General features: G+C 72.9%; 18 protein-coding genes. 9 read left to right on the forward strand and 9 right to left on the reverse strand.

Annotation, left to right across the window (positions count from 1 at the left end):
- Positions 1–20: 20 nt before the first annotated feature.
- The gene (locus EES41_RS25265; protein WP_254211564.1) at positions 21–1,478 is read left to right on the forward strand and encodes a sugar transferase; all 1,458 of its coding nucleotides are present in this window, start codon (positions 21–23) and stop codon (positions 1,476–1,478) included.
- A gap of 22 nt (positions 1,479–1,500) precedes the next feature.
- On the opposite strand, the gene EES41_RS25270 is transcribed toward EES41_RS25265, so the two are convergent.
- The gene (locus EES41_RS25270) at positions 1,501–2,445 is read right to left on the reverse strand and encodes a GDP-L-fucose synthase (protein WP_123080434.1); all 945 of its coding nucleotides are present in this window, start codon (positions 2,443–2,445) and stop codon (positions 1,501–1,503) included.
- 286 nt (positions 2,446–2,731) lie between these two features.
- Between EES41_RS25270 and gmd the strand changes: the two genes are divergently transcribed.
- The 4 genes from gmd (at position 2,732) to EES41_RS25290 (ending at position 7,871) form a co-directional block, all read left to right on the forward strand.
- Positions 2,732–3,745 (forward strand): GDP-mannose 4,6-dehydratase, encoded by a 1,014-nt coding sequence (gmd, locus tag EES41_RS25275; protein WP_123080435.1) that lies wholly within the window; start codon positions 2,732–2,734, stop codon positions 3,743–3,745.
- Between the two features lie 246 nt (positions 3,746–3,991).
- Entirely contained in the window at positions 3,992–6,766 is a 2,775-nt protein-coding gene (locus tag EES41_RS25280; RefSeq protein WP_123080436.1) for a LamG-like jellyroll fold domain-containing protein, read from the forward strand.
- Positions 6,767–6,851: 85 nt separating this feature from the next.
- Entirely contained in the window at positions 6,852–7,538 is a 687-nt protein-coding gene (locus EES41_RS25285; RefSeq protein WP_164495944.1) for a hypothetical protein, read from the forward strand.
- 117 nt (positions 7,539–7,655) lie between these two features.
- Positions 7,656–7,871 (forward strand): DUF6458 family protein, encoded by a 216-nt coding sequence (locus EES41_RS25290; RefSeq protein WP_037791312.1) that lies wholly within the window; start codon positions 7,656–7,658, stop codon positions 7,869–7,871.
- A gap of 23 nt (positions 7,872–7,894) precedes the next feature.
- On the opposite strand, the gene EES41_RS25295 is transcribed toward EES41_RS25290, so the two are convergent.
- Both EES41_RS25295 and EES41_RS25300 read right to left on the reverse strand, forming a co-directional pair.
- Positions 7,895–9,016 (reverse strand): glycosyltransferase, encoded by a 1,122-nt coding sequence (locus EES41_RS25295; RefSeq protein ID WP_123080438.1) that lies wholly within the window; start codon positions 9,014–9,016, stop codon positions 7,895–7,897.
- A complete protein-coding gene (locus EES41_RS25300) occupies positions 9,013–9,552 on the reverse strand; it encodes a WcaF family extracellular polysaccharide biosynthesis acetyltransferase (protein WP_123080439.1) in 540 nt (179 codons plus the stop codon). Before EES41_RS25300 ends, EES41_RS25295 begins: the two co-directional genes overlap by 4 nt.
- Before the next feature lie 96 nt (positions 9,553–9,648).
- Here EES41_RS25300 and EES41_RS25305 point away from each other — a divergent pair, with 96 nt between their 5' ends.
- On the forward strand, positions 9,649–11,232 hold the full coding sequence (locus EES41_RS25305) for a hypothetical protein (protein ID WP_174261735.1): 1,584 nt from the start codon (positions 9,649–9,651) through the stop codon (positions 11,230–11,232).
- Between the two features lie 33 nt (positions 11,233–11,265).
- On the opposite strand, the gene EES41_RS25310 is transcribed toward EES41_RS25305, so the two are convergent.
- The 3 genes from EES41_RS25310 to EES41_RS25320 are packed head-to-tail and all read right to left on the reverse strand — an operon-like array spanning position 11,266 to position 15,448.
- Entirely contained in the window at positions 11,266–12,486 is a 1,221-nt protein-coding gene (locus EES41_RS25310; protein ID WP_123080440.1) for a hypothetical protein, read from the reverse strand.
- Positions 12,483–14,246 (reverse strand): lipopolysaccharide biosynthesis protein, encoded by a 1,764-nt coding sequence (locus EES41_RS25315; protein ID WP_123080441.1) that lies wholly within the window; start codon positions 14,244–14,246, stop codon positions 12,483–12,485. The genes EES41_RS25310 and EES41_RS25315 overlap by 4 nt, the downstream gene beginning before the upstream one ends.
- Positions 14,243–15,448, reverse strand: a complete 1,206-nt coding sequence (locus EES41_RS25320) for a glycosyltransferase family 4 protein (protein WP_123082689.1) — start codon at positions 15,446–15,448, stop codon at positions 14,243–14,245. Before EES41_RS25320 ends, EES41_RS25315 begins: the two co-directional genes overlap by 4 nt.
- Positions 15,449–15,619: 171 nt before the next feature.
- Between EES41_RS25320 and EES41_RS25325 the strand changes: the two genes are divergently transcribed.
- Entirely contained in the window at positions 15,620–16,090 is a 471-nt protein-coding gene (locus EES41_RS25325) for an adenylyltransferase/cytidyltransferase family protein (RefSeq protein WP_123080442.1), read from the forward strand.
- Here EES41_RS25325 and EES41_RS25330 read toward each other — a convergent pair.
- Both EES41_RS25330 and EES41_RS25335 read right to left on the reverse strand, forming a co-directional pair.
- Positions 16,071–16,793, reverse strand: coding sequence for a CDP-alcohol phosphatidyltransferase family protein (locus EES41_RS25330; protein WP_123080443.1), 723 nt, complete (start codon positions 16,791–16,793; stop codon positions 16,071–16,073). The two genes, EES41_RS25325 and EES41_RS25330, sit on opposite strands and share 20 nt — an antisense overlap.
- Positions 16,794–16,835: 42 nt before the next feature.
- Positions 16,836–18,035: an MFS transporter gene (locus tag EES41_RS25335; RefSeq protein WP_123080444.1), complete on the reverse strand. Its 1,200-nt coding sequence runs from the start codon at positions 18,033–18,035 to the stop codon at positions 16,836–16,838.
- A 72-nt stretch (positions 18,036–18,107) separates the two neighbouring features.
- On the opposite strand from EES41_RS25335, the gene EES41_RS25340 reads away from it, so the two are divergent.
- The gene (locus tag EES41_RS25340; RefSeq protein WP_123080445.1) at positions 18,108–18,611 is read left to right on the forward strand and encodes a MarR family winged helix-turn-helix transcriptional regulator; all 504 of its coding nucleotides are present in this window, start codon (positions 18,108–18,110) and stop codon (positions 18,609–18,611) included.
- A 37-nt stretch (positions 18,612–18,648) separates the two neighbouring features.
- On the opposite strand, the gene glgX is transcribed toward EES41_RS25340, so the two are convergent.
- Positions 18,649–20,844 carry a glycogen debranching protein GlgX gene (glgX, locus tag EES41_RS25345; RefSeq protein ID WP_254211791.1) on the reverse strand — a complete coding sequence of 732 codons (2,196 nt, stop codon included), beginning with the start codon at positions 20,842–20,844 and terminating at the stop codon, positions 18,649–18,651.
- Between the two features lie 392 nt (positions 20,845–21,236).
- Here glgX and EES41_RS25350 point away from each other — a divergent pair, with 392 nt between their 5' ends.
- A complete protein-coding gene (locus EES41_RS25350; protein WP_123080446.1) occupies positions 21,237–22,466 on the forward strand; it encodes an Ig-like domain-containing protein in 1,230 nt (409 codons plus the stop codon).
- Positions 22,467–22,531: the final 65 nt, after the last annotated feature.

A 22,531-nucleotide genomic window follows, 5' to 3' on the forward strand; every position in this document is an offset into this window, starting at 1 on the left:
TTCATTTTCCTGCGCAAACCGTGGCCGGAGCGGCCGCCGAGCCGGCGGGGCCGTTCGCCGTGCCCGCGCGCCGCCTCGGTGACAAGGCGCGCTGGTACCTGCCCGCCGCCGTCACGGCCGACTTCCTCGGCGCGGCCGTCCCCGTGGGCCTGGTCTTCGACGCGGCGCAGCAGGTCCGGCCCGTGTACTGCGCCGCCGCGGCCGCGCTGGCGTGGACCGGAGTGCAGGCGCTGCGGCGGCGTTACACCTCCCGGACGCTCGGAGAATCCCGCGGAGTGCTCCCCGTCCTCCATGACTGGCTGATTCTCATCGGCGTCCTCGCCGTCGCCCGTGTGGTGACCGAGGAGAGCACCCCCCGACTGGCCGCCCTCGGGGCGCTGTTGCCCGCGCTCCTCGTCACCGTCGCCTGCCACAAGCTCACCTACCGCCACCTCACCGCCGCCCGCCGCGAGGCGCAGGCCGTCAGCCGGGTGCTGGTGGTCGGTGAACCCGCGGCCGCCGAGGACGTCATCGCGCACCTCGCCGCCCGCACCGACCACCCGTACGTCGTCGTCGGGGTGGTCCCGGTCGGCGCCGGCGCCCTGGAGAGCGGGGTGCCCGTCGCCGGGCGGCTCGCCCCGCAGATGGCGGACGCGGCGAACGAGGACCCGGCCGCCGTGCTCGGCGCCGTCCGCGCCCACCACGCCGACCTGGTGCTCGTGGCGCCCGGGGCGCGGTTCGCGGGGGAGCGGCTGCGCCGGGTCGCCTGGGCGCTGCACGACGCACGGATGGAACTGGCCGTCTTCCCGGGCCTGGTGGAGATATCCGTCAAGCGGCTGGAGACCCTGTCCGCGGGCGGACTCGCCGTGCTGCGGGTCGCGCCGCCCGTGCGGCGCGGGGTGCAGACCGCGCTCAAGGCGGTGCTGGACCGGATCGGGGCCGGCCTCGGGCTGCTGGCGCTGTCGCCGTTCTTCCTCGCGGTCATGCTGGCGATACGTTTCTCCTCGCGCGGCCCCGCCTTCTACAGCCAGCGCCGGGTCGGCCGCGACGGGGTCCCGTTCGTGATGTGGAAGTTCCGCACCATGGTGGTGGACGCCGACAAGCTCAAGGCCGAGCTGTCCGGGGCCAACGAGAACGACGGCCTGATGTTCAAGATGCGGCGCGACCCCCGGGTGACCCGGGTGGGCCGGCTGCTGCGCCGCACCTCGATGGACGAACTGCCCCAGCTGGTCAACGTACTGACCGGCAGCATGTCGCTGGTCGGGCCGCGCCCGCCGCTGCCGGAGGAGGTGGCCCAGTACGACGAGGTCGAGCTGCGCCGGCTCACCGTGCGGCCCGGTATGACCGGCCTGTGGCAGATCAGCGGGCGGTCGGACCTCTCTTGGGACGAAACGATTCAGCTTGATCTTCAGTACGTCGACAACTGGTCCTTCACCAGCGATGTCGACGTGATGGGCCGTACCCTCCGCGCCGTCGTCGACGGTCGCGGAGCGTACTGACGGCGGGCCGGGGCCCGTGAGATCAGTTCTGCCCGAGCCACCACGCGTACGTCGCGGCGATGCCGTCCCGCAGCGGGACGCCCGGCTTCCAGCCCAGCGAGGTCAGGCGCGATACGTCGAGCAGCTTGCGCGGGGTCCCGTCCGGCTTGGACGTGTCCCAGGCGAGCCGACCCCGGAAGCCGGTCACCTCGGCGACGGTCTCGGCGAGCGCCTTGATGGTGAGGTCCTCGCCGCAGCCGATGTTGACGGGCTCGTCGCCGTCGTAGGTGTTCAGCAGCACGGCGCAGGCGGCCGCGAGGTCGTCGACGTGGAGGAACTCCCGGCGCGGGGTGCCCGATCCCCACAGGGTGACCTCGTCGCGCCCCTGCTCCGCCGCCTCGTGGAAGCGGCGGATCAGCGCGGGCAGGACGTGCGAGGACTCCAGGTCGAAGTTGTCCCCGGGGCCGTAGAGATTCGTCGGCATGGCCGAGATGTACGAGGCCCCGTACTGCTTGCGGTACGACTGGACCTGGACGATGCCGGCGATCTTGGCGAGGGCGTACGCCTCGTTGGTCGGCTCCAGCGGGCCGGTCAGCAGGGCGTCCTCGCTGATCGGCTGCGGGGCCAGCTTCGGGTAGATGCAGGAGGAGCCGAGGAACAACAGCCGTCCCACTTCCGCCTCGTGCGACCCGGCGATCACACTGAGCTGGATCTTGAGGTTGTCCTCCAGGAACTGCACCGGGTACGTGCTGTTGGCCATGATCCCGCCCACCTTGGCGGCGGCCAGCACGACGGCGTCCGGGCGGACGTCCTTCAGGTACGCCCCGGTCGCGGCGGCGTCCCGCAGGTCGAGCTCGGAGCGGCCGCGGGTGAGCACCTCGTGGCCGTCGGCGGTGAGCCGGCGGACGACCGCGGACCCCACGAGGCCGCGGTGCCCCGCGACGAAGACACGGGAGTGCGGGGGCAGGAGCGGCAGCGAACTTGTCATACCGCCGATGATGCCAGTCCGTTGCCGCGGGACTCGGGGGGAGCCCGGATCCGGCGTCCGGATCCCGCGCCCGTCTCCCGCGGTCGCGCACCCCGGGCCGCGGCGCGCGGATCCGGCGCCGCCGCCGGACCGGGCGGCATGTACGGTACGCATCCGGTCCCGGGCACGGGGGCGGCGGCGGGACTCCCGCCCGGCCGGGCGGCCGCCGGCGGCAGGTCGACGCCGGGCCGGAACACAGACCGAGGCGCAGCCTCATCGCACGACAACCAACCCCAGGGGGACCCACATGGGCAAGACCGCACTGATCACCGGCGTCACCGGACAGGACGGCTCCTACCTCGCTGAGCTGCTGCTCTCCAAGGGCTACACGGTGCACGGGCTCGTGCGGCGGTCCTCCAGCTTCAACACGGAGCGGATCGACCACATTTACCAGGACCCGCAGACCGCGAACCGCTCCTTCGTCCTGCACCACGCCGACCTGTCCGACGGCGTCGCCCTGGTGAACCTGCTGCGCGAGATACGCCCCGACGAGGTCTACAACCTCGGCGCCCAGTCCCACGTCCGCGTCTCCTTCGACGCCCCCCTCTACACCGGCGACGTGACCGGCCTGGGCGCACTCCGCCTGCTGGAGGCGATCCGGGCCAGCGGCGTGGACACCCGTATCTACCAGGCCTCGTCCTCCGAGATGTTCGGCGCCACCCCGCCCCCGCAGAACGAGGGCACCCCGTTCCACCCGCGCAGCCCGTACGGCGCCGCCAAGGTCTTCGCGTACTGGACGACCGTGAACTACCGCGAGGCGTACGACATGTTCGCCGTCAACGGGATCCTCTTCAACCACGAGTCCCCGCGCCGCGGCGAGACCTTCGTGACCCGCAAGATCACCCGCGCGGTCGCCCGCATCAAGGCCGGTCTCCAGGACCACCTCTACCTCGGCAACCTCGACGCCGTCCGCGACTGGGGCTACGCCCCCGAGTACGTCGACGCGATGTGGCGGATGCTCCAGCAGGACGAGCCCACCGACTACGTCGTGGCCACCGGAGTCGCCGCCACCGTCCGCGAGTTCGTCGAGGCCTCCTTCGGGCACGCGGGCCTCGACTGGAACGAGCACGTGCGCTACGACCCCAAGTACGAGCGCCCCAGCGAGGTCGACGCCCTGATCGGCGACGCGAGCAAGGCCCAGGACATCCTTGGCTGGAAGCCGACGGTCCTCGTCTCCGAGCTCGCGCAGATCATGGTTGACGCCGATGTCCGCCAGGTCGAGGACCAACTCGCAGGAGTGACCGTCCGTATCGACCGCTGAAGTCGCTCATTTCGCCTACGATTTGCCGTGTCCCGGTCATTCCCACAGCTCTGCGCGGGTGTGGCCGGGGTAAACCTGCCGTATGTCCGTAGTGCGCCCTCCAGGCTGAACCCTGTTGATTCCAAGTTGGTATGCAATGGGTCAAGTGAGGTGACCGGGCCCTCGCGTGAGCCCTAGTCTGCGCCAGTACATATGGCTGTTCGGATAGTTCCAGCCATCAAACCGGGCAATTGCCCTGGGGGGCTCATGCGTAGATCCAGAGGGCTGACTGCTGCCCTCGTCCTGTCACTCGCCGGAGCGGGAACCGGCATAGGCCTGGTGCTGATGCCCGAGGCGTCCGCCATCACCGCGCCCGTGGCCTTCACCGCCGACGAGCTGCCCACCTGGCAGCCGAACGGCGTCGTCTGGGCCATGGCCCAGACGGGCGGTACCGTCTTCGCCGGCGGAACCTTCTCGGCCGTCACCCCGCCCGCGGGCGCCGCCGGGTCCGAGCAGGAAGCCGTGAACTTCGTCGCGCTCGACGCCGCGACGGGCAACCCGACCTCCTGCAAGCTCGCCTTCACCGTCAGCGACGGCACCGCGACGGTGCGCACGCTGGTCGTGTCGAAGGACGGCAAGACGCTCTACGCGGGCGGGTACTTCGGCGCCGTCAACGGCACCCCCGTCTCCAGCGTCGCCGCGATCGACATCGAGACCTGCACCCCCAAGGCCTCCTTCCACCCGGGCTTCCCCTCCACCGTGCGCGCGCTGGCCGTCACCGACGACACGCTCTACGCGGCCGGCGACTTCTCCGCCGTCGAGGGCCAGACCCGCGAGCGCTTCGCCGCGGTCGACGCCGCCTCCGGTGCGGTCAAGCCCTTCGTCGCCAACGCCGACGAGCCCGGCCGCGCCGTCGAGATCAGCAACGACGGCAAGAACGTCCTGCTCGGCGGTGACTTCTTCGACGTCAACGGCTCCAGCACGCACGCCCTGGCCGTCGTGAACGCGACCACCGGCGCCGTCACCAAGACGTACACCAACATCCCGTCGAACTCGGTGGTCAAGGACATCTCCGCCGACGCGACCGGGTACTACACCGGCAACGAGGGCTCCGGCGGCGGCGTCTTCGACGGCCGCATCGGCCTCGGCACCGACTTCAACGAGAAGTGGCGCGACCGCTGCCTCGGCGCGACCCAGTTCGTACTGCCCTACCAGGGCGTGCTCTACAGCTCCTCGCACGCGCACGACTGCTCGCTGGAGAACCAGTTCCCCGACGGCAAGCGCAACTTCCTGCTGGCGCAGCTGACCGACCACCAGGGCGTCGCCCCCGCGCCCGTGGACGGGTTCGTGCCCAGCCCCGCCAAGCTCGGCTGGCACCCCACCGCGAACGACGGCATCGGCGAGGGCATCGGCCCGCGCGTCATGTCCGTCTCGGAGAAGAACGACGTCAAGTACCTCTGGGTCGGCGGTGAGTTCACCGTCATCAACGGCAAGGAGCAGCAGGCCCTGACCCGCTTCGCCTCCACCGGCGACATCGGCGCCCCGACCACCCCGGTCGCCAGCGCCTCCAGCGTCAAGCCCGGCGAGGTCCAGGTCCGCTGGCGCACCAGCTACGACTCGGACGACAGCAAGCTGACCTACCGCGTCTACCGCAACGGCTCGGCCTCGCCGGTCGCCACGGTGACCGCGGAGTCCCTGGAGTGGGAGCGCCCCCAGGCCTCCTGGAACGACACCACCGTCAAGGCCGGCCAGTCGTACAGCTACCGGGTGACCGCCACCGACGCCGCGGGCAACACCAGCGCCCTGTCGGCCGCGGTCTCCGCCACGGTCCCGACCTCGGTGCAGTCGTACCCGAACCAGGTCCGCGCCGACGGCGCCAACCTGTACTGGCGCTACGACGACACCGTCAGCCCGTACGTCGCCGACTCCTCGGCCGGCGGCAACACCAGCGGCATCCAGCTGAACGCCCCGGCGCTGCGCCAGAGCCCGGGCGCCGTCACCGGCACCAGCACGGCGATGGGCTTCAACGGCACCAGCCAGCAGGTGTACAGCGACCACCGCCAGTCGGTCGGCGCCGCCTTCAGCGTCGAGACGTGGTTCAAGACCAACACCACGCGCGGCGGCAAGCTGATCGGCTTCGGCAACAACAACGCCCGCAGCAGCGGCACGTACGACAAGCAGATCTACCTGACCAACACCGGCCGGGTGGTCTTCGGCGTCTCCAACGGCTCGGCGCGGACCGTCTCCACCGGCCTGTTCGAGGCGTACAACGACAACAAGTGGCACCACGTCGTCGGTACGCAGGGCCCCGGCGGCATCACGCTGTACGTGGACGGCCAGAAGAAGGACTCCTCCAGCGCCACGGGCAACTTGACGTACCAGGGCTACTGGCACGCCGGCGGCGACAACCTCTCCGGCTGGCCGACCAAGCCGACCAGCAACTTCTTCGCCGGTCAGCTCGACGAGACGGCCGTCTACCCGACGGCGCTGACGCAGACCCAGGTCAAGAACCACTTCGACCTGGCCAAGGCCCCGACCGACACGGTCTCCGAGGTCACCGCGACCGAGGACACCTACGTCAACCAGGGCGCCCCGAGCACCGCCTACGGCGCGTCGACCTCGCTCGCGGTGCGCGGCACCTCGGCGTACGAGACGTACCTGCGCTTCAACCTGCCGGCCGCCCCGGCCGGGCAGGTCCTGAAGGCCGCGTCGCTGCAGTTCAAGACCACGACGCAGGCCGGTGCCGGTACGACCGACACGGTGTCCGTGGTTCCGGTCACCGGTACCTGGACCGGTGCGGGCACCACCTTCACCACCAAGCCGGCCCTCGGCTCCAGCCCGCTCGGCGCCATCGCGGGCGTCGCGGACGGCTCGGCCGTCCACAGAGTGGAGCTGGACACCACCGCGCTCACCCCCGTGCTGGGCACCACGTACGGCGTGGGCCTGAAGAGCACGGGCACCGATCCGCTGTGGATCTGGTCCTCGGAGGCGACGGCCGCGGACGCCGCGCCCGAGCTGGTGCTGACCTTCGGCGCCAAGTAGTCACCGCGTGACGCACGCCGCGGGGCCCGCCTTCCCGGGCCGGGCCCCGCGGCTCCTCTCTACCAGTAAGTACGGGAGCCACCTGATGTACCGACGCTCCGCAGCGGCTGCTGTTCTGCTGGCCGCCGCCCTGACGCTGACCGCCTGCGGTTCCGGCGGCGACAAGGCCGAACCCGCCGCCGCGGCCAAGCCGAAGCCGCCCGCCGCCTCGTCGGTGCCCGACCCGGCGGACTCCCCGGCCGCGTCCGCCCCGGCGGCGGCGGCCGAGGCGAAGCCGACGGGTCCGGTGCTGCCGGACGCGAAGCTCACGCCGAAGACGGGCACCTTCAAGCCCAACGAGAAGCAGTACCTGAGCGGCCGGGTCCCCGAGAAGATGGATCCGGCGGCGGTCCTGCAGAACGGGCAGGAGTCCTGCCAGCGGGTGGAGCGCACCGCCAAGCGCGACAAGGACGCGGCGACCGGGTCCGTCATCGCCGGGGAGATCCCGGCGGCGAAGGACGCGATCACGATCCTGTGCCCCGAGCAGAAGCCGATCCTGGACGCCGCGGCGAAGGGCTTCCCCGACGGCACCCGCAAGTCGCCCGCGGCGGGCAGCTACCGGGCGCTGACCCAGAGCACCACCTGCACCTGGGAGTCCCGCTCCAAGGACGGCTCGGTCCTCTCCGCGGGCCCGGAAGCCCCGCTCAAGGCGGGCGACAAGATCGTCGCCACGATCCCGGCGGGCACCGCCGAGTTCACCTCCACGGGCTGCTACGCCTGGGTCCCCGCGTAACCCCCCGGCTCCCGTACACGCCCCCGGCGACCGCGACTGCGGCCGCCGGGGGCGTTTTCTCGTACGGGCCCGGGGTACCCGCGTGTTCACACGAACAGCGACTACGGAGGCGGAACCATGGGAGGCATCGGCGGCTGCATCGCCCTGATCGTGGTGGGGGCTGTCCTCACCTTCGCGAGCGACTGGAAGATGGACGGGGTCAACCTGGACTTGGTCGGCCTGATCATGATGGCGGCCGGCGCCCTCGGCCTCGCCGTCTACGCGAGCGTCTTCAAGCGCCGCCGCACGGCCGCCCTCCCGGTGGTGGACGAAACCCGCCGCGACATCCTCTGACCCCCGGCCCCCCCGCTGCCGCCCTACGCCGGACGCCGCGCGCCCTCGTAGACGGGGAGGAGGGTGTCGAGGACGGCGTCCATCGAGAAGGATCCGGCGGCCAGTTCGCGGGCGGCGGTGGAGGCCTTGGTGTTCGCTGCGGGGTCCAGCAGGGCGAGGACCGCCTCGGCCACCCCCGCCGGGCCCGGAGTGATCGCCCGGCCCGCGCCCGCGGCGGAGATGTCTCGGGCCAGGCCGTTGGAGTGGGTGACCACGGAGGGGACGCCGACCGCCAGGGCTTCCAGGACCGACATCGGGAACGGCTCCTCCACCGAGGGCAGGACGTACACGTGGGCCCGCCGCAGTTCGGACAGGACCTGCCCGGCGGCGAGGGCCCCCGGCACCGTGAAGCGCGCGGACAGGCCGAGCGCCTCGATCCGGGCCCGGACCGCCGCGAGCTCGCCCTCGTCGGGGCCGGCCACCACGAACTCGGCGTCCGGGTGCGCCGCGAGGACGGCCGGGGCCGCGTCCACGAAGTCCACCGGGCGTTTGCGGGCCTGGAGCCGCGCCGCGTACAGGATGCGCGGCGGGCCCGAGGGGGCGGGCCGCTCCTCCTGCGCCGGGGTGCCGTTCACCAGGCGCACCGCCCGCGCGAGCGGGCCCCGGGTGACCGCCTCCAGGCCCTCCCGCTCGTGCGGGGTCAGGTACAGCAGGGCGTCCGCGCCGCGCAGCAGCCGGCGTACCGCCACCGCGTCCAGCACCTTGGCCAGCAGCTTCTCGCTCGGGTCCACCATGCCGTGGGTCTGGAGCACCAGCGGCTTGCGGGACCGCAGCGCCGCCAGGGCCACGGGCAGCGTCACCAGGTCCCGCGCCAGGTGTACGTGGACGAGGTCAGCGTCCCGTACGAGCCGGCTCGCCGACGCCAGCAGGGCCGGCGAGGTCATCCCGCTGAAGCCCAGCGGAAGCAGCCGCCGCGCCGGGAACAGCTTCGCCGGCACCCCCTCGACCGACGTCGGCCACGGCTCGGGGAACCCCTCGCCCAGCGCCAGCAGCCGCGCCTCGTGGCCGCGCTCCCGCAGTCCCTTGGCCAGGTTCAGCGCGACCCGGACCGGGCCGCCGAAGGCGTGCGAGGGGGAGTGCAGGGTAACGGCGTGCAGGACTCTCACTTGGGCTCCTCGACCGGGCGGCGCTGCCCGTCCATCGTCTGCAGGGTCAGTGCGGGAAGGTTTCTGTGGACGATCGCCCCGGCGCCCGCGACCGCGCAGCGGCCGATGGTCACCCCGGCCAGCACGGTCGCCCGTACGGCCACCCACGCGCCGTCCTCGACCACGATCGGGGCGTTGCGGTAGCGGAAGTCGGCCGCCCGGTGGTCGTGCGAGCCGGTGCACAGCATGGCCTCCTGCGAGACGCACACGTGCGAACCGATCGTCACCGGCTCCAGGTTCAGCACCCAGGCGCCCTCGCCGATCCAGGTGTGGTCCCCGACGCTGAGCTTCCACGGCCACAGCACCCGCACCTTGTGCCGGATCAGCACCCCCTCGCCGATCCGCGCCCCGAACGCCCGCAGCAGCGCCACGCGCAGCCGGGCCGGACAGAACCACGCCATGAACAGCGTGTTCATCACGGCGAACCAGAGCGCCTGCGTCAGCAGCCCGCGCCCCTTGTCGTAACCGGCCAGCGTGAACGCAGGAAGATCCCGCAACGGTCGCCCCTCAGCCTCTGCCCCCCGGCGCCTCCCCGGGCGCCGCCCGCTCAGATTAGACTGCGCGCGGACCAGGCACATGGGGTGGGGGCAGCAGTGGCAACGGACATACGCAAAGCCCCCGTCGGCCCGCCCGTCGACCCGCCCTCCGGCCCGCCGTCCGGGCCCCCGTCACCCCCGCCGCCACGCCCCCCGTCACGCCCGCCCGTCCCCGACTTCGAGGACGAGCGGCGATGGGGCCGGGTCACCACCCCGCGCACCCTGCTCTCCCGCGCGCTGTCCGTACCGCTCATCCTCGGATTCACCGTCTTCCTGCCGCTGTTCGTGGCCGTCCAGTCCGGCGACGGGCAGCGCGACGCGGCCTTCTGGCTCCAGCTCCTGCTCACCATGTACGCGGGCGCCCGGCTCTCCGCGATGGTGCTGACCAGCCGCCGCAAGCTGCTCCAGGGCTCGTTCTGGCTCTTCGTCTACATGGCGATGGGCGTCGCCCCGCTCGCCCAGGCGGTCCTCGGCCGGGTGCCGACCCCCGTCGTCGGCCCGCGGTCCGACCTCACCATCGCCATCGGGCTGGTGCTGCTCGGCTGTACGGCGTTCGACGTCGGCGTGCTGCTGGCCCGCCACCGGCCGGCGGGCCGCGCGGGCGGCTCCCAGAAGGAGGCGCGGCCGGTCATGGCGCACCGGCGCCGGCTCCAACTGCTCACCGGCATCGCGTTCCTGTGCAGCGCGGCGTTCATCATGAAGCTCGGCGGCCCGGCCGTGTTCTTCTCCAGCCGGCAGGAGATCATCGCCGGCATCGAGGAGGCGGGCGTCTCCAACGGCGACGGCCAGGCCGGCCAGGCGCTGCTGCGCGGCTTCGGCACGGTCCCGGCGCTGCTCGCGCTGCTCCTCTACACCCGCTGGCTGATCACCTCGAAGTTCGCCCGCCGCAAGGTCTCCGTCATCGTGACCTGGGGTGCGCTGACGGTGCTGAACCTGGTGGTCAACAACCCGGTCTCGAACCCCCGGTACTGGTTCCTCACGGTCATGTTCGCGATGCTCTTCACCGTCTTCCCGGTGAGCGCCGCGATGTACCGGGTGGCGCTGTCGATGGCCGTGGTCGTGGCCCTGCTCGTGTTCCCGTTCGCGGACCGCTTCCGCTACGACGAGAAGAACTACAAGCCGGTCGAGACGACCTCGTTCCTGGAGCCGATGGCGCTCAAGGACTACGACCAGATCGGCATGTTCGCGAACACGATCACGTTCTCGAACTCCGGCCCGGGCCATTTCTACGGGCGCCAGCTCGCGGGCTCGGTCTTCTTCGCGGTGCCCCGCTCGATGTGGCCGGGCAAGCCTCGGGACACGGGGGTGATGGTCGGCCAGTGGATGGGCACGGTCAACACCAACCTGTCCTCTCCCGTCTGGGCCGAGCTGTGGCTGGACTTCGGCCCGCTGGGCATGGGCGCCGGACTGCTGGCGATGGGGTACGCCTCCGCCCGCGTCGACCGCCGCTACGCCAAGCGCGCCACCCGCAGCTCCCCGCCGGGCAGCCTGATCTCGGTGGTGGTGCCGCTGGTCGCGGGGTACTCCTTCATCCTGCTGCGCGGCCCCCTGCTCCAGGCGTCGGGCCGCGTCGCGATCGCGGCGCTCTGCCTGGCGCTCGTCGCCACCTACCGCCAGGACAAGGCCACCACCCTGCGCTGACCGGCCCCGGAGCGGGGCCCGCCGGCGGGGAGGTCAGGCCGGGGCCGGCGCCGGAGCCGGGACCGGGGTGGCCGGGAGGCGGGAGACGCGCAGCCAGGCGGCGGCCGCCTTGAGGGCGGAACCGGCGGCCAGGCCCCAGGCCGCGCCGGTCACGCCGAACGCCGCGTAGCCCCCCAGCAGGAGCGCCACCGACAGCAGGGAGAACACCACCTGCAACGACAGCGTCGCCTTCGGGTTCAGCACCCGCAGGGTCAGCAGGGCGCAGGTGCCCAGGCCCATCACCGCGTACTGGGCACCCGTCGCCGGCAGGAGGGCGGCGGCGGCGTCCCAGGTGTCGCCCAGGAGCTGTCGGCCCAGCCGCCCGGGCAGCGCGTGGAGCACCGCCGCCCAGGCGCCGCCCAGCACCGCGAGGGCCGAGCCCATCAGCACCGTCAGCCGGACCACGCCGCGCTTGCCCGACGCCCGCCCCACCACCGGCGGGCCGAACGCGTTCGCCGAGTTGAACAGCACGTTCAGCGGCCCGAACAGCGTCGTCGCGCCCCGCAGCGCGCCCACCGCCAGCGGGGTCGCGAACAGGCCGAGGCCGAGGACCGCCAGCTGGCTGGAGCCGTTGCCCACGGCGAACTCGATCACGAAGCGCTGCCCCAGGTGGCCGCGCCGCAGATAGGGCGTCAGGTCCGCCACCGCGCCCCGTACGTACGGGCGCAGCAGCCACAGCCCCAGCGCCAGCGCCGGCAGCGCCGAGACGCCCCACACCAGCACCAGCCGCCCCGCCGACGCCCCCTCGGGCTGCGCCAGCAGCGCCGGGACCACGCACACCAGCCGCAGCGCGTCGGCGGCCAGCGCCCGCTCGGGCGTCCGCAGCGCGGAGAAGCAGTACCGCAGCCCGTCCTGCACCAGCACCAACGGCAGTACGAGGCCCAGCGCGAGGAACGCCCACCCCGCCGGCCCCGGCAGCAGCAGCCCGAGGCCCGCGAGCGCCGCGCCCACGACCGCGGCGGCCACGCCGGTGAAGGCCACCGCCGACCGGCACACCGCGCCGAGCCGCTCGCCCTTCTCCAGCACCACCGTCTGGCCGACGTAGGCCATGTTCAGCCCGAGCAGCACGCTGAACGCCACGTACACCATCGAGAAGTCGGCGAAGGCGGCGGCCGACGACAGCCGGGCGGCGAGCACCAGCACCAGGATGTTCGTGGCGCTCGACGCCGCCTGGTCCAGGACCGAGGAGACCGCCGCGAGGCCGCGTCGGCTCACCTGCGGCCCGTACGGACCGTACGCAGGGCGACGGTGTCGCTGCCGTCACCGGGAACCTGCCGCTCGGGCCGGTCCTCGTCCCCGTCGCCGCCCTCGCCCCCGGCCGCCCGGGCCGGAGCTTCGGCGGCGGGCCGCGCAGCGGGGGCCTCGGTGGCCCCGGCGGACTTCTTGCCCCGGCCGCGCTTCTCGCCGGGCAGCGGCGCGTGCAGCACCGCGCCCAGCACGGTGCCCCCGGCCCCGCTGATCAGCTCGCGGATCCGGACCAGGTCGCTGCGGTGCACGGCGCGCGGGTCGCACACCACGAGCACACCGTCCACGCGGTCCACGAGGGCCAGCGCGTCCGCGTACGAGAGCACCGGAGGGGCGAGCACCACGACGGTGGAGTTGGGGGAGTCGGCCTCGGAGATCAGCCGGGTCGCGCGCGGAGAGGTCAGCGCGCGGGCGACGTTGCGCGCCCGCTCGCCCGGGATCAGGTCGAAGGCGCCCGACTCCCCGGCGTCCACGACGAGCTGGCGCCCGTCGGGCCAGTCGTGGTCCCCGTGCCCGGGGTGCCCGCCGGCGGGCGCGCCGCCCGGCGACCGGCTCCAGCGCGGCCGGCCGCCCGCGTCGGTGGGCAGCTGGCTGGCCAGGACCGGGGTGCGCAGGTCGGCCTCGATCAGCAGCACGTCCTTGCCGGTCTCGGCGAACGAGGCGGCCAGGTTCACGGCCACCGCCGCGGCGGTCTCGCTGCTGCCCCGCGGGGCGACCACGAGCAGCCGGCGCCGGTCGGCGAACCGGGCGTCGTAGGCGAGCCGGAAGGCCACCGAGCGGAACTCCTCGGCGAGCCGGGGATCCTCCTCGCCGGCCGCGAGCAGCGGTCCGCCGCCGGTCTTGTTCCGGGGCAGGGAGCCCAGTACGGGCGCCCGCAGGGCCCGGGCGACATCGCCCTCGGAGCGCGGCGCCGGGTCGAAGACGAGCCGTACCCACGCGGCGAGCAGGCCGAGCGCGAGGCCCACGGCCGCGCCGAGCGCGAGCGACATGGGCAGGCCCGGGCCGTCGGGCGCGGTGGGCGCGGCGGCCGGGCTGGTGACCCGGCCGGGGGTCATGTCGAGCGCTTCGAGCTTGGTGATGCTGTTGTTGTAGCGGCCGACCTCGCTCTGCAGGTCGGTCTTGGTGGAGGTGGCCGCGTCGCGCGTGGCGCCGGCCGGCATCTTGGCGATGTCCTTGGCGAGGTCGTCCAGTTGCTTGGCGACCGGGTCGCGCTGGTCCTGGTAGCCCTTGACCATCTTGTCGCGCGTGACGTCGAGGGCCTCCTGCCGCTTGAGCAGGTACGCCTCGGTCATCGCGTTGGCGCGCCGGGCCGCCTCCTTGGGGGAGGACGCGGTGTAGGTGAAGCGGAGCACCATCGTCTGCGGCGGGTTCGTCACCTGGAGACCACCGCGCAGGGCGGCGAAGCCGGCCGCGGGGATGCCGAGCTTCTTCGCCGCCTCGCCGGCTATGGAGCTGGAGAGAGCGACCTGCCGCTCCGAGCCGATGTTGATCGCCTTGTCGGGCGCCAGGCTCGGGTTGAAGGGATCGTCGGTGGGGGCGCGCAGGACCACGTCCGCGACGGAGACGTACGTGTCGGCCGTGGAGACGCCGAGGTAGACGCCGCCCAGCAGGCCTATCCCGATGCCGGCCCCGATGAGGCGCCGGTAGCGCAGGAGTTGCCGGAACTGGTCCCTCAGGAGATCCGGCTCGTCCTCGGCCGGGGGCGCCGCTGGGCGGTTCGTCTCGATCACGTCCGGGGACCCCCAAGTGCTTCGTCGATCAGTGCGTCGATACGGGCCAGGCCCGCCTCGCGGCTCAGGTGCGCCGCCACGTGGCGCGGTCCGGCCGCTCCCAGCCGGTCCGCCCCCTCGGGGTCCTGCGCCAGGGCCCGTACGGCCTTCAGCAGGGCGTCCGGGTCCTCCGGCGGTACGAGCACCCCCGCGCCCGAGCGCTCCACCTCCTGGGCGGTGCCGCCCAGCGCCGCGACGGAGGCGACGACGGGCCGGCCGGCCTGGAAGTAGGAGGTGAGCTTGGACGGCACGCTCATGTCCATCACGGCCGCGTGCTGCGTGACCGCGAGGACGTCCGCCGCGGCGAGGATATCCGGGAACTCGCCGTCGGCGGCAGGGGGGATGATGTCCAGATTCGGTACGTCGGCCGCGAGGCCGGCCAGGGCCGCGCGCTGACTGCCGTCCCCCATGAGGACGAAGCGGACGTCCGGATCCAGCCGGGCCGCGCCGACGAGGACTTCGAGGCCCTGCTTGAGGCCCATGTTCCCGGAGTGCAGGACGACCGTCTGGCCGGGGGCCCAGTCGAGGTGCCGGCGGGTCTCGCCGCGCGGCTTGGTCGGCTGGGGCACGTGCGACCAGTTGGGGACGATCCGGATCTTCCCCGGGTCCACGCCGAGGCCCACGACGCGGTCCACGAAGGTCTCGTGGATGACACCGACGAGGGTGGCCCGCTTCAGGGCGTACGACTCGGCGCGCCCGGCGAACGCGGCCGCCTTGTCGCCGCCGCTGATCCCGCTCTGCGCGGCGGCGGCGCCCATCAGGTCCTGGACGACCGGGACGAACGGGACCTTCCAGCGCGCCGCGAGCCGGGCGGCGATGACCCCGCCCGCGAGGCTGGGCATCTGGGCCAGGACCGCGTCCGGCTTCGGCATCCGGGGCGGGGCCACGGCGCCGTGCAGCAGAATCGATCCTTCAAAAAGGGCCCGCTTCACGGCGGTCTGACGCGCCGGCACGGTGTGCGCACGCCGGTGCACGGTGACCCCCGCGCGCTGCTCCGTGCGCCGGAGCGCCCCCTTGTACTCGGGCTCCAACGACCACGCCGGATAGTGCGGCATGCCCGCCAGGACGTGGGTCTCGTGGCCGAGATCCGCCCAGTGCTCCGCGATCTGGGTGGCGTACGGGCCAATGCCCGCGTGCTCGGGAGCGTAATTGGTGGAAACCAGCAACAGGCGCCGGTGACCGGATCTGGACACTGAACGTCCCCTTCTCCCCTGGATGATGCGCACGTCACCCTATTCGTTCACCCGTGTGAAGAGGAACGTGCACGCTATTGTCTGCTAATCCGCCACACCGGGGGGTGTGGCTGCTGGGGGGTACTCATGACGGAGCGCGACATGTCCGACCTTGGCGCGACCGCGCGCAGACCGTATCGAGTCGGCTACGCGCCCGGCGCGTACGACCTGTTCCACATCGGGCACCTGAACATCCTCCGGCACGCCCGGAGTCAGTGCGACTACCTGGTGGCCGGAGTCGTCTCCGACGAGATGGCCGAACGGGCCAAGGGCCGCCGCCCGATGATCCCGCTCGTCGAACGGCTGGAGATCGTCCGCAGCGTCAAGTACGTGGACGCCGCGTTCGTCGAGACCGTCCCGGACAAGGTGGAGACCTGGAAGCAGGTCCGCTTCGACGTCATCTTCAAGGGCGACGACTGGCGGGACACCCCCAAGGGCGACAAGCTGGAGAAGGACTTCGCCGCCGTGGGCGTCGACGTCGTGTACTTCCCCTACACCGTCCACACGTCCAGCACCCAGCTGCGCCGGGCGCTGGACGCGCTCTCGCAGCCGCTCAGCGCGGAACGGCGCTGAGCTCGCGGAACCACTTCGCGAGGAACGCCACCAGGAACAGGGCGGCGACGGCGCCCAGTCCCGCGTAGGCCCAGCGGAACAGGTCCCCGCCGCCGAGCAGCAGGAACACCAGGCAGAACACCCCGTAGTCCACCGGCAGCAACGCCACCGCGCGCACCGTCGACGGCGCGGCGGCGGGGCTGCCCGGCGCGGGCTTCGGTTTCAGCTTCTCGGTCAGCAGTCCCCCGAAGAAGGTGACGACGGAGGCGAACTGGAAGCCCAGGGGCACCAGCAGCCAGCCGTCCCCGCCCGTCCCGTACGCCTCGGGGAAGCGGTAGAAGGCGATCAGCACACAGGTGTGCAGCGCCGTCAGCTTGGCGCAGTCCACTACGTGGTCGAGCCACTCGCCGGCCGCGCTCCCGCCCCCGCGCAGCCGGGCCAGCTGCCCGTCCGCGGAGTCGAAGGCGAACCCGACCGCGAGCGCGGCCCACACGGCGATCCCCAGCCCCCACGAGGGCGCGGCGAGCGCGACGGCGGCGACGGCGGCGAAGCTGAAGGCGGCACTGACCAGCGTCACCTGGTTCGGGGTGAGCCCGAGCGCGTACGACCCGGCGGCCAGGTACCGCCCGGCGGGCCGGTTGACGAACCGCGAGTAGAGCGACACCCCCTTCGCCGACTTCTGCGCCCCGCGCAGCTCTCGCAGAGCGGTCCCGAATCCTGCCATCTACGCAAGCCCCCTTGAACGTATGTACGTAGGAAGGGCACATCATCGCAGGGCGAACGAAGCCTTCCCCTCCGGATGTGCCCTGACGTCCCGGAGCAGCAGTACGGACAGGTTCGCGGCGGCCGTGAGACCGGCCGCGACGAGCAGCGGCGCCGTCGTCCCGGTGACCGCGGCGAGCGGGGCGGCCGCCGCCAGCCCCAAGGGGCGGGCCGCGAAGGAGATCAGGGTGTCGAAGGACCCCACCCGCCCCAGGGTCTCCAGCGGGATCCGGCGCTGGATCTCCGTCTCCCACAGAGGGCTCAGCACCCCCACCCCGAACATGGCGGCGCAGAAGGCGCCTGCCGTCACGGCCGTCGGCAGCCGCAGCGCGAACGCGGTGAGCGGCAGGGCCTGGAGCGAGGAGGCCACGGCCACGGCGACCAGCGGCCGCCGCACGGGCAGCCGGCCCGCCACCCAGACCCCGGTGAGCAGCCCGGCGGTGCCGAGCTGGGTGAGGAGCACCCAGGTGCCGGCCCCGCCGAGGCTCTCCACCGCGATCAGCGGGCCGAGGGTGAGCAGCAGTCCCGCCGCGAGGTGCCAGACCCCGTGGGCCAGCACATTGGCCAGGAACCACGGGTGCCGCCGGGTCTCCGCCCAGCCCGCCCGCAGCTCGCCGAGGAATCCGGCCCGCGCGGCGGCCCGTTCGGGCGGCGGGGTGCGCACCCCGCCGAGGGTGAGCGCGGAGCAGACGAACAGCGCGCCGGTCAGCACCGAGGACCAGCCGGCGCCGACGCCGAGCACCACCGCGCCCGCGGTGGCCGGCCCGGCCAGCTGCGCGAGCCCGTTCGCCACCCCGAGCCGGGCGTTGACCCGCAGCCGGTCCGGCGCCGGGACGGCGGCGGCCACCAGGGTCCGGGCCGAGGGGTTGCCGAAGGCCACGGCGGCCCCGGTCACGGCGGCGAGCGCCGCGAGCGCGGGTATCCGTACGGGGCCGGTCAGCAGGATCGCGCCGGTGCCCAGCTGCGCGGCGGCGCGGGCGAGGTCGGCGGCGAGCACCACCCGGCGGGCGGGCCAGCGGTCGGCGACCACGCCCGCGAGGGGCAGCAGGAGCACCATCGGGAGCATCTCGGCGGCGAGCACCAGCCCGAGGTCCCCGGCCGAGCCGGTGCGGATCACGGCGAGGGTGAGGGTGGTGGGGATCAAGGCGGTGGCGAGGGCGGCGAAGGTGCGGCCGGCCAGCAGCCGCCGGATGGTCGGGGTCATACCGGGGAAGATATTTCGCCAGCGAATCATTCGTCAACGAAATACTTCCTCCCGGATGCGATACTGCCGTCCATGGAGAGGGAGCGCACCGAGGATTCCGTCGACCGGCACATCGCCCGCTGGAGCGGCAAGGTCCCCTTCGACGTGCCCACGGAGGCGGTCATCACCCGCATCCAGCTGCTGGCCAAGCACGTGAACACCGGCAAGGAACGGGCCCTGGCAAAGACCGGCCTCCAGCGCTTCGAGTTCGAGACCCTGCACCGGCTGGCCTCCCGGGGCACTCCCTGGCGGGCCCCCTCGGCCGAACTCGCCGCCGAACTGGTGCTCTCCCCGGCCGGGATGACCGGCCGCCTCGACACCCTGGAGAAGTCCGGGATGGTGCGCCGGCTGCGCGCCGCCGGCGACCGCCGCCGGGTCGAGGTCGAGCTCACCGACGAGGGCCACCGGCGCTGGACCGAGGCCATGCGCTGGCGCGGCATCGCCGAGGCGGAGCTGATCGCGCCCCTCGACGACACCGACCGCGCCGCCCTCGCGGCCCTGCTCAAGCGGATGCTGCTGCAGGCCGAGACCCGCTGAGCGGGCCCCTCGGTCCACCACCCTCGGTCCACCACCCTCAGTCCACCACCTTCAGCAGCAGCACCGACCGCGCCGGCACCGTCAGCGTCTCGCCGCCCCGGTGACGGGTGGCCGGCGGGGCGGCCTGGTCCTCCCGCGAGGTGTCGAGCACCAGTTCGTACGCCGCCGCCCACGGCTCGCCCGGCAGCACCCAGGCCGCCGGCCGGTCCCCGGCGTGCAGCAGCGCCAGGAAGCTGTCGTCCACCACCTTGCGGCCCCGCTCGTCGCGGCCCGGGATGTCCCGGCCCGACAGGTACAGACCCAGCGCGGCGGCCGGCGCGTACCAGTCCCGCTCGGTCATCTCCGCCCCCGCCGGGGTGAACCAGGCCAGGTCCCGCAGCCCGTCCGCGCCCTGCGGGCGCCCCGAGAAGAACGCCCGCCGCCGCAGCACCGGGTGCGCGTGGCGCAGCGCGATCAGCCGGCGGGCCAGGCCGAACAGCTGCTGCCAGGACGGGTCCGACAGCAGCGACCAGTCCACCCACCCCGTCTCGTTGTCCTGGCAGTACGCGTTGTTGTTGCCGCCCTGCGTCCGCCCGAACTCGTCGCCCGCCACCAGCATCGGCACCCCGGTCGACAGCAGCAGGGTGGTCAGCAGGTTGCGCAGCTGCCGCCGCCGCAGGATCCCGATCCGGGCGTCGTCGCTCTCCCCTTCCGCCCCGCAGTTCCACGACCGGTTGTCGTTCGTCCCGTCCCGGCCCGCCTCCCCGTTCGCGTCGTTGTGCTTGCGCTCGTACGAGACCAGGTCGCGCAGGGTGAACCCGTCGTGCGCGGTGATGAAGTTGACCGAGGCGTACGGCCGCCGCCCGCCCCAGGCGTACAGGTCGCTCGACCCCGACAGCCGGTACCCCAGATCCCGTACGTCGGGCAGCGCGCCCCGCCAGAAGTCCCGTACGGCATCCCGGTAGCGGTCGTTCCACTCCGTCCACAGCGGAGGGAACGCGCCCACCTGGTAGCCGCCCGAGCCCACGTCCCACGGCTCGGCGATCAGCTTCACCCGGCGCAGCACCGGGTCCTGGGCGATCACCGCCAGGAACGGCGACAGCATGTCCACGTCGTGCATGGACCGGGCCAGCGCCGCCGCCAGATCGAAGCGGAAGCCGTCCACCCCCATCTCCGTCACCCAGTACCGCAGCGAGTCGGTGATCAGGCGCAGCACGTGCGGCCGCCCCGCGTGCAGGGTGTTCCCGCAGCCCGTGTAGTCGGAGTACCGGCGCTGGTCGGACTGGAGCCGGTAGTAGCCCCGGTTGTCGATCCCGCGCAGCGACAGCGTCGGGCCCAGCTCGCCCGCCTCCGCCGTGTGGTTGTAGACCACGTCGAGGATGACCTCGATCCCCGCCGCGTGCAGGGCCCGCACCATCCGCTTGAACTCGCCGACCTGCTGGCCGGCCGTACCGCTCGACGAGTAGCCCGCGTGCGGGGCGAAGTAGCCGACCGAGTTGTAGCCCCAGTAGTTGCGCAGTCCCCGCCGCAGCAGGTGGTCCTCGTGCGCGAACTGGTGCACCGGCAGCAGCTCCACCGCCGTCACGCCCAGGTCCGTCAGGTGCTCGATCGCCGCCGGGTGGGCGAGGCCCGCGTAGGTGCCGCGCAGTTCCTCGGGAACACCCGGATGGCGCATCGTGAACCCGCGCACGTGCAGCTCGTAGATCACCGAGTCGGCCCACGGGGTCTTCGGCCGGACGTCGTCCGCCCAGTCGTCGTCATCGTGGACCACCACCCCCTTGGGGACGTGCGGGGCGGAGTCCCGGTCGTCGCGCACGGTGTCCGCGATGTACTGCTGCGGCCAGTCCCGGACGTGCCCGTACACCTCCGGCGGCAGCGTGAAGTCGCCGTCGACGGCCCGGGCGTACGGGTCCAGCAGCAGCTTCGCCGGATTGTGCCGGGCGCCCGTCCAGGGGTCCCAGCGCCCGTGCACCCGGAACCCGTACCGCTGCCCGGGGCGCACGCCGGGCACGAAGCCGTGCCAGATCTCGTGCGTGAGCTCGGTCAGCGAGCACCGGGTCTCGCCGCCGTCGGAGTCGAAGAGGCACAGCTCCACCGCCTCCGCGCCCTGCGCCCACAGCGCGAAGTTGGTGCCCGCCGTCCCGTCCGGGCCGTGGTGGAACCGGGCCCCCAGCGGATGCGAGGACCCCGGCCACACCACCGGTCCCGGGCGCGCGGAGGCCCGTACCGGCTGCCCCGGCGCACGCCCCTTCACCTGGCCGTTCACCTGGCCGTTCGACTGCCCGTTCGGCTGTCCGTTCGGCTGTCCGTTCAGCCTGCCGTTCGACCGGCCGTTCGGCGGACCGCCCTGCTGCCCGTTCGGCGGCGGTCCGGTCACCTGAGGTGCGGGCGCGGCCTGACCGCCCCGCACCCCGTTCCCCGCGTTCGACGCTTCTGCGGCGGCATCCACCGCCTCCTGTCCGGCTGCGCTCGACACTGCCCGCCTCCACGGCTCCTGGTACCTGCGGGGGTGGGGGAGTGCGGCCCCGGCGTCCCGGCCAAGGCCCGCCCCCGTCTGGTCCTTCCCACTGTTCTGCCCGGACAGTTCTGCCCGGAACGTGTGCCGCCCTCACGTTTCCCCCGGAGGGGGCCGGTCGTTGGAGGGACGTGACTCTTCTGACGAGGCGGGCAGGGGCGGGCTTGGCCGCCGTAGCGGCATGGGTGGGCCTTCTGGGCGGCCTGGCCGGATGCACCGAGGGCGGCGGTTCCCCGGTCGAGATCCAGCTGCCCGGCAAACCCCGCGCCCCGCAGGAGGCCATCCGGATTTCCCCGGACGACAACGCCAAGGGGGTGCCGGCCGAGGGCCCGCTGAGCGTGTCCGTGCCCGAGGGCCGGCTGGAGCGGGTCGTGGTCACCAAGGTGGAGGACGCCCAGCAGGAGGAGGTCCCCGGCTCCATCGCCGCCGACGGCCTCAGCTGGAGCCCCGACCAGGCGGCCGGACGGCTCGCGCTGGCCGCCAAGTACACCGTCGACGCCGTCGCCCTCGACGGGCACGACCGCCGCCAGGCCCGGCACACCACCTTCACCACCTTCGTCCCCGAGGACCGGTTCATCGGCTACTTCAAGCCCGAGAACCGCTCCACGGTCGGCACCGGGATGATCGTCTCCTTCAACTTCAACCAGTCCATCAAGCACAAGGCCGACGTGGAGAAGGCCATCACCATCACCGCCGACCCCGCGACGGAGGTCGTCGGCCACTGGTTCGGCGCCGAGCGCCTCGACTTCCGGCCCAAGCGCTACTGGCAGTCCGGCACCAAGGTCACCGTGCGGATGAACCTCCGCGACGTCGAGGGCGCCCCCGGCTCCTACGGCATCCAGGACAAGACCATCACCTTCACCGTCGGCCGCTCCCAGATCTCCACCGTGGACGCCGCCGAACACACCATGGAGGTCCGCCGCGAGGGCGAGCTGGTCTCCACCGTGCCGATCACCGCCGGGGCGCCGAAGAACACCACCTACAACGGGAAGATGGTGGTGCTGGAGCTCTTCGACGTCACCCGCATGAACGGCCAGACCGTCGGCTTCGGAGGGGAGTACGACATCCCCGACGTCCCGCACGCCATGCGGCTCACCAGCTCCGGGACCTTCCTGCACGGCAACTACTGGGCCAGCCCCGACACCTTCGGCTCCACCAACATCAGCCACGGCTGCATCGGCCTGCGCGACGACAAGGGCGGCGGCTCCGACACGCCCGCCGGCTGGTTCTACGACCGGACCCTGGTCGGCGACGTGGTCGAGGTCGTGAACTCGCAGGACAAGACGGTCGCCGCCAACAACGGACTGGGCGGCTGGAACATGTCCTGGGCGGACTGGGTCGCCGGCTCGGCGCGCACGTGAGGGTGATCGCGGTGATCGAAATGCCGTAGTCCGGGGTGCGCCTCCCGCACCCGCGTGCGACCCTC

It is taken from the genome of Streptomyces sp. ADI95-16 (genome assembly GCF_003721495.1).
In the GTDB taxonomy this organism is placed as follows: domain Bacteria; phylum Actinomycetota; class Actinomycetes; order Streptomycetales; family Streptomycetaceae; genus Streptomyces; species Streptomyces goshikiensis.

What these genes read in the sequence shown, in the direction of transcription:
- EES41_RS25270 (WP_123080434.1), bottom strand. Translation starts at nt 2,445, where the DNA reads ATGACAAGTTCGCTGCCGCTCCTGCCCCCGCACTCCCGTGTCTTCGTC.
- gmd (WP_123080435.1), top strand. Translation starts at nt 2,732, where the DNA reads ATGGGCAAGACCGCACTGATCACCGGCGTCACCGGACAGGACGGCTCC.
- EES41_RS25280 (WP_123080436.1), top strand. Translation starts at nt 3,992, where the DNA reads ATGCGTAGATCCAGAGGGCTGACTGCTGCCCTCGTCCTGTCACTCGCC.
- EES41_RS25285 (WP_164495944.1), top strand. Translation starts at nt 6,852, where the DNA reads ATGTACCGACGCTCCGCAGCGGCTGCTGTTCTGCTGGCCGCCGCCCTG.
- EES41_RS25290 (WP_037791312.1), top strand. Translation starts at nt 7,656, where the DNA reads ATGGGAGGCATCGGCGGCTGCATCGCCCTGATCGTGGTGGGGGCTGTC.
- EES41_RS25325 (WP_123080442.1), top strand. Translation starts at nt 15,620, where the DNA reads ATGTCCGACCTTGGCGCGACCGCGCGCAGACCGTATCGAGTCGGCTAC.
- EES41_RS25330 (WP_123080443.1), bottom strand. Translation starts at nt 16,793, where the DNA reads ATGGCAGGATTCGGGACCGCTCTGCGAGAGCTGCGCGGGGCGCAGAAG.
- EES41_RS25335 (WP_123080444.1), bottom strand. Translation starts at nt 18,035, where the DNA reads ATGACCCCGACCATCCGGCGGCTGCTGGCCGGCCGCACCTTCGCCGCC.
- EES41_RS25340 (WP_123080445.1), top strand. Translation starts at nt 18,108, where the DNA reads ATGGAGAGGGAGCGCACCGAGGATTCCGTCGACCGGCACATCGCCCGC.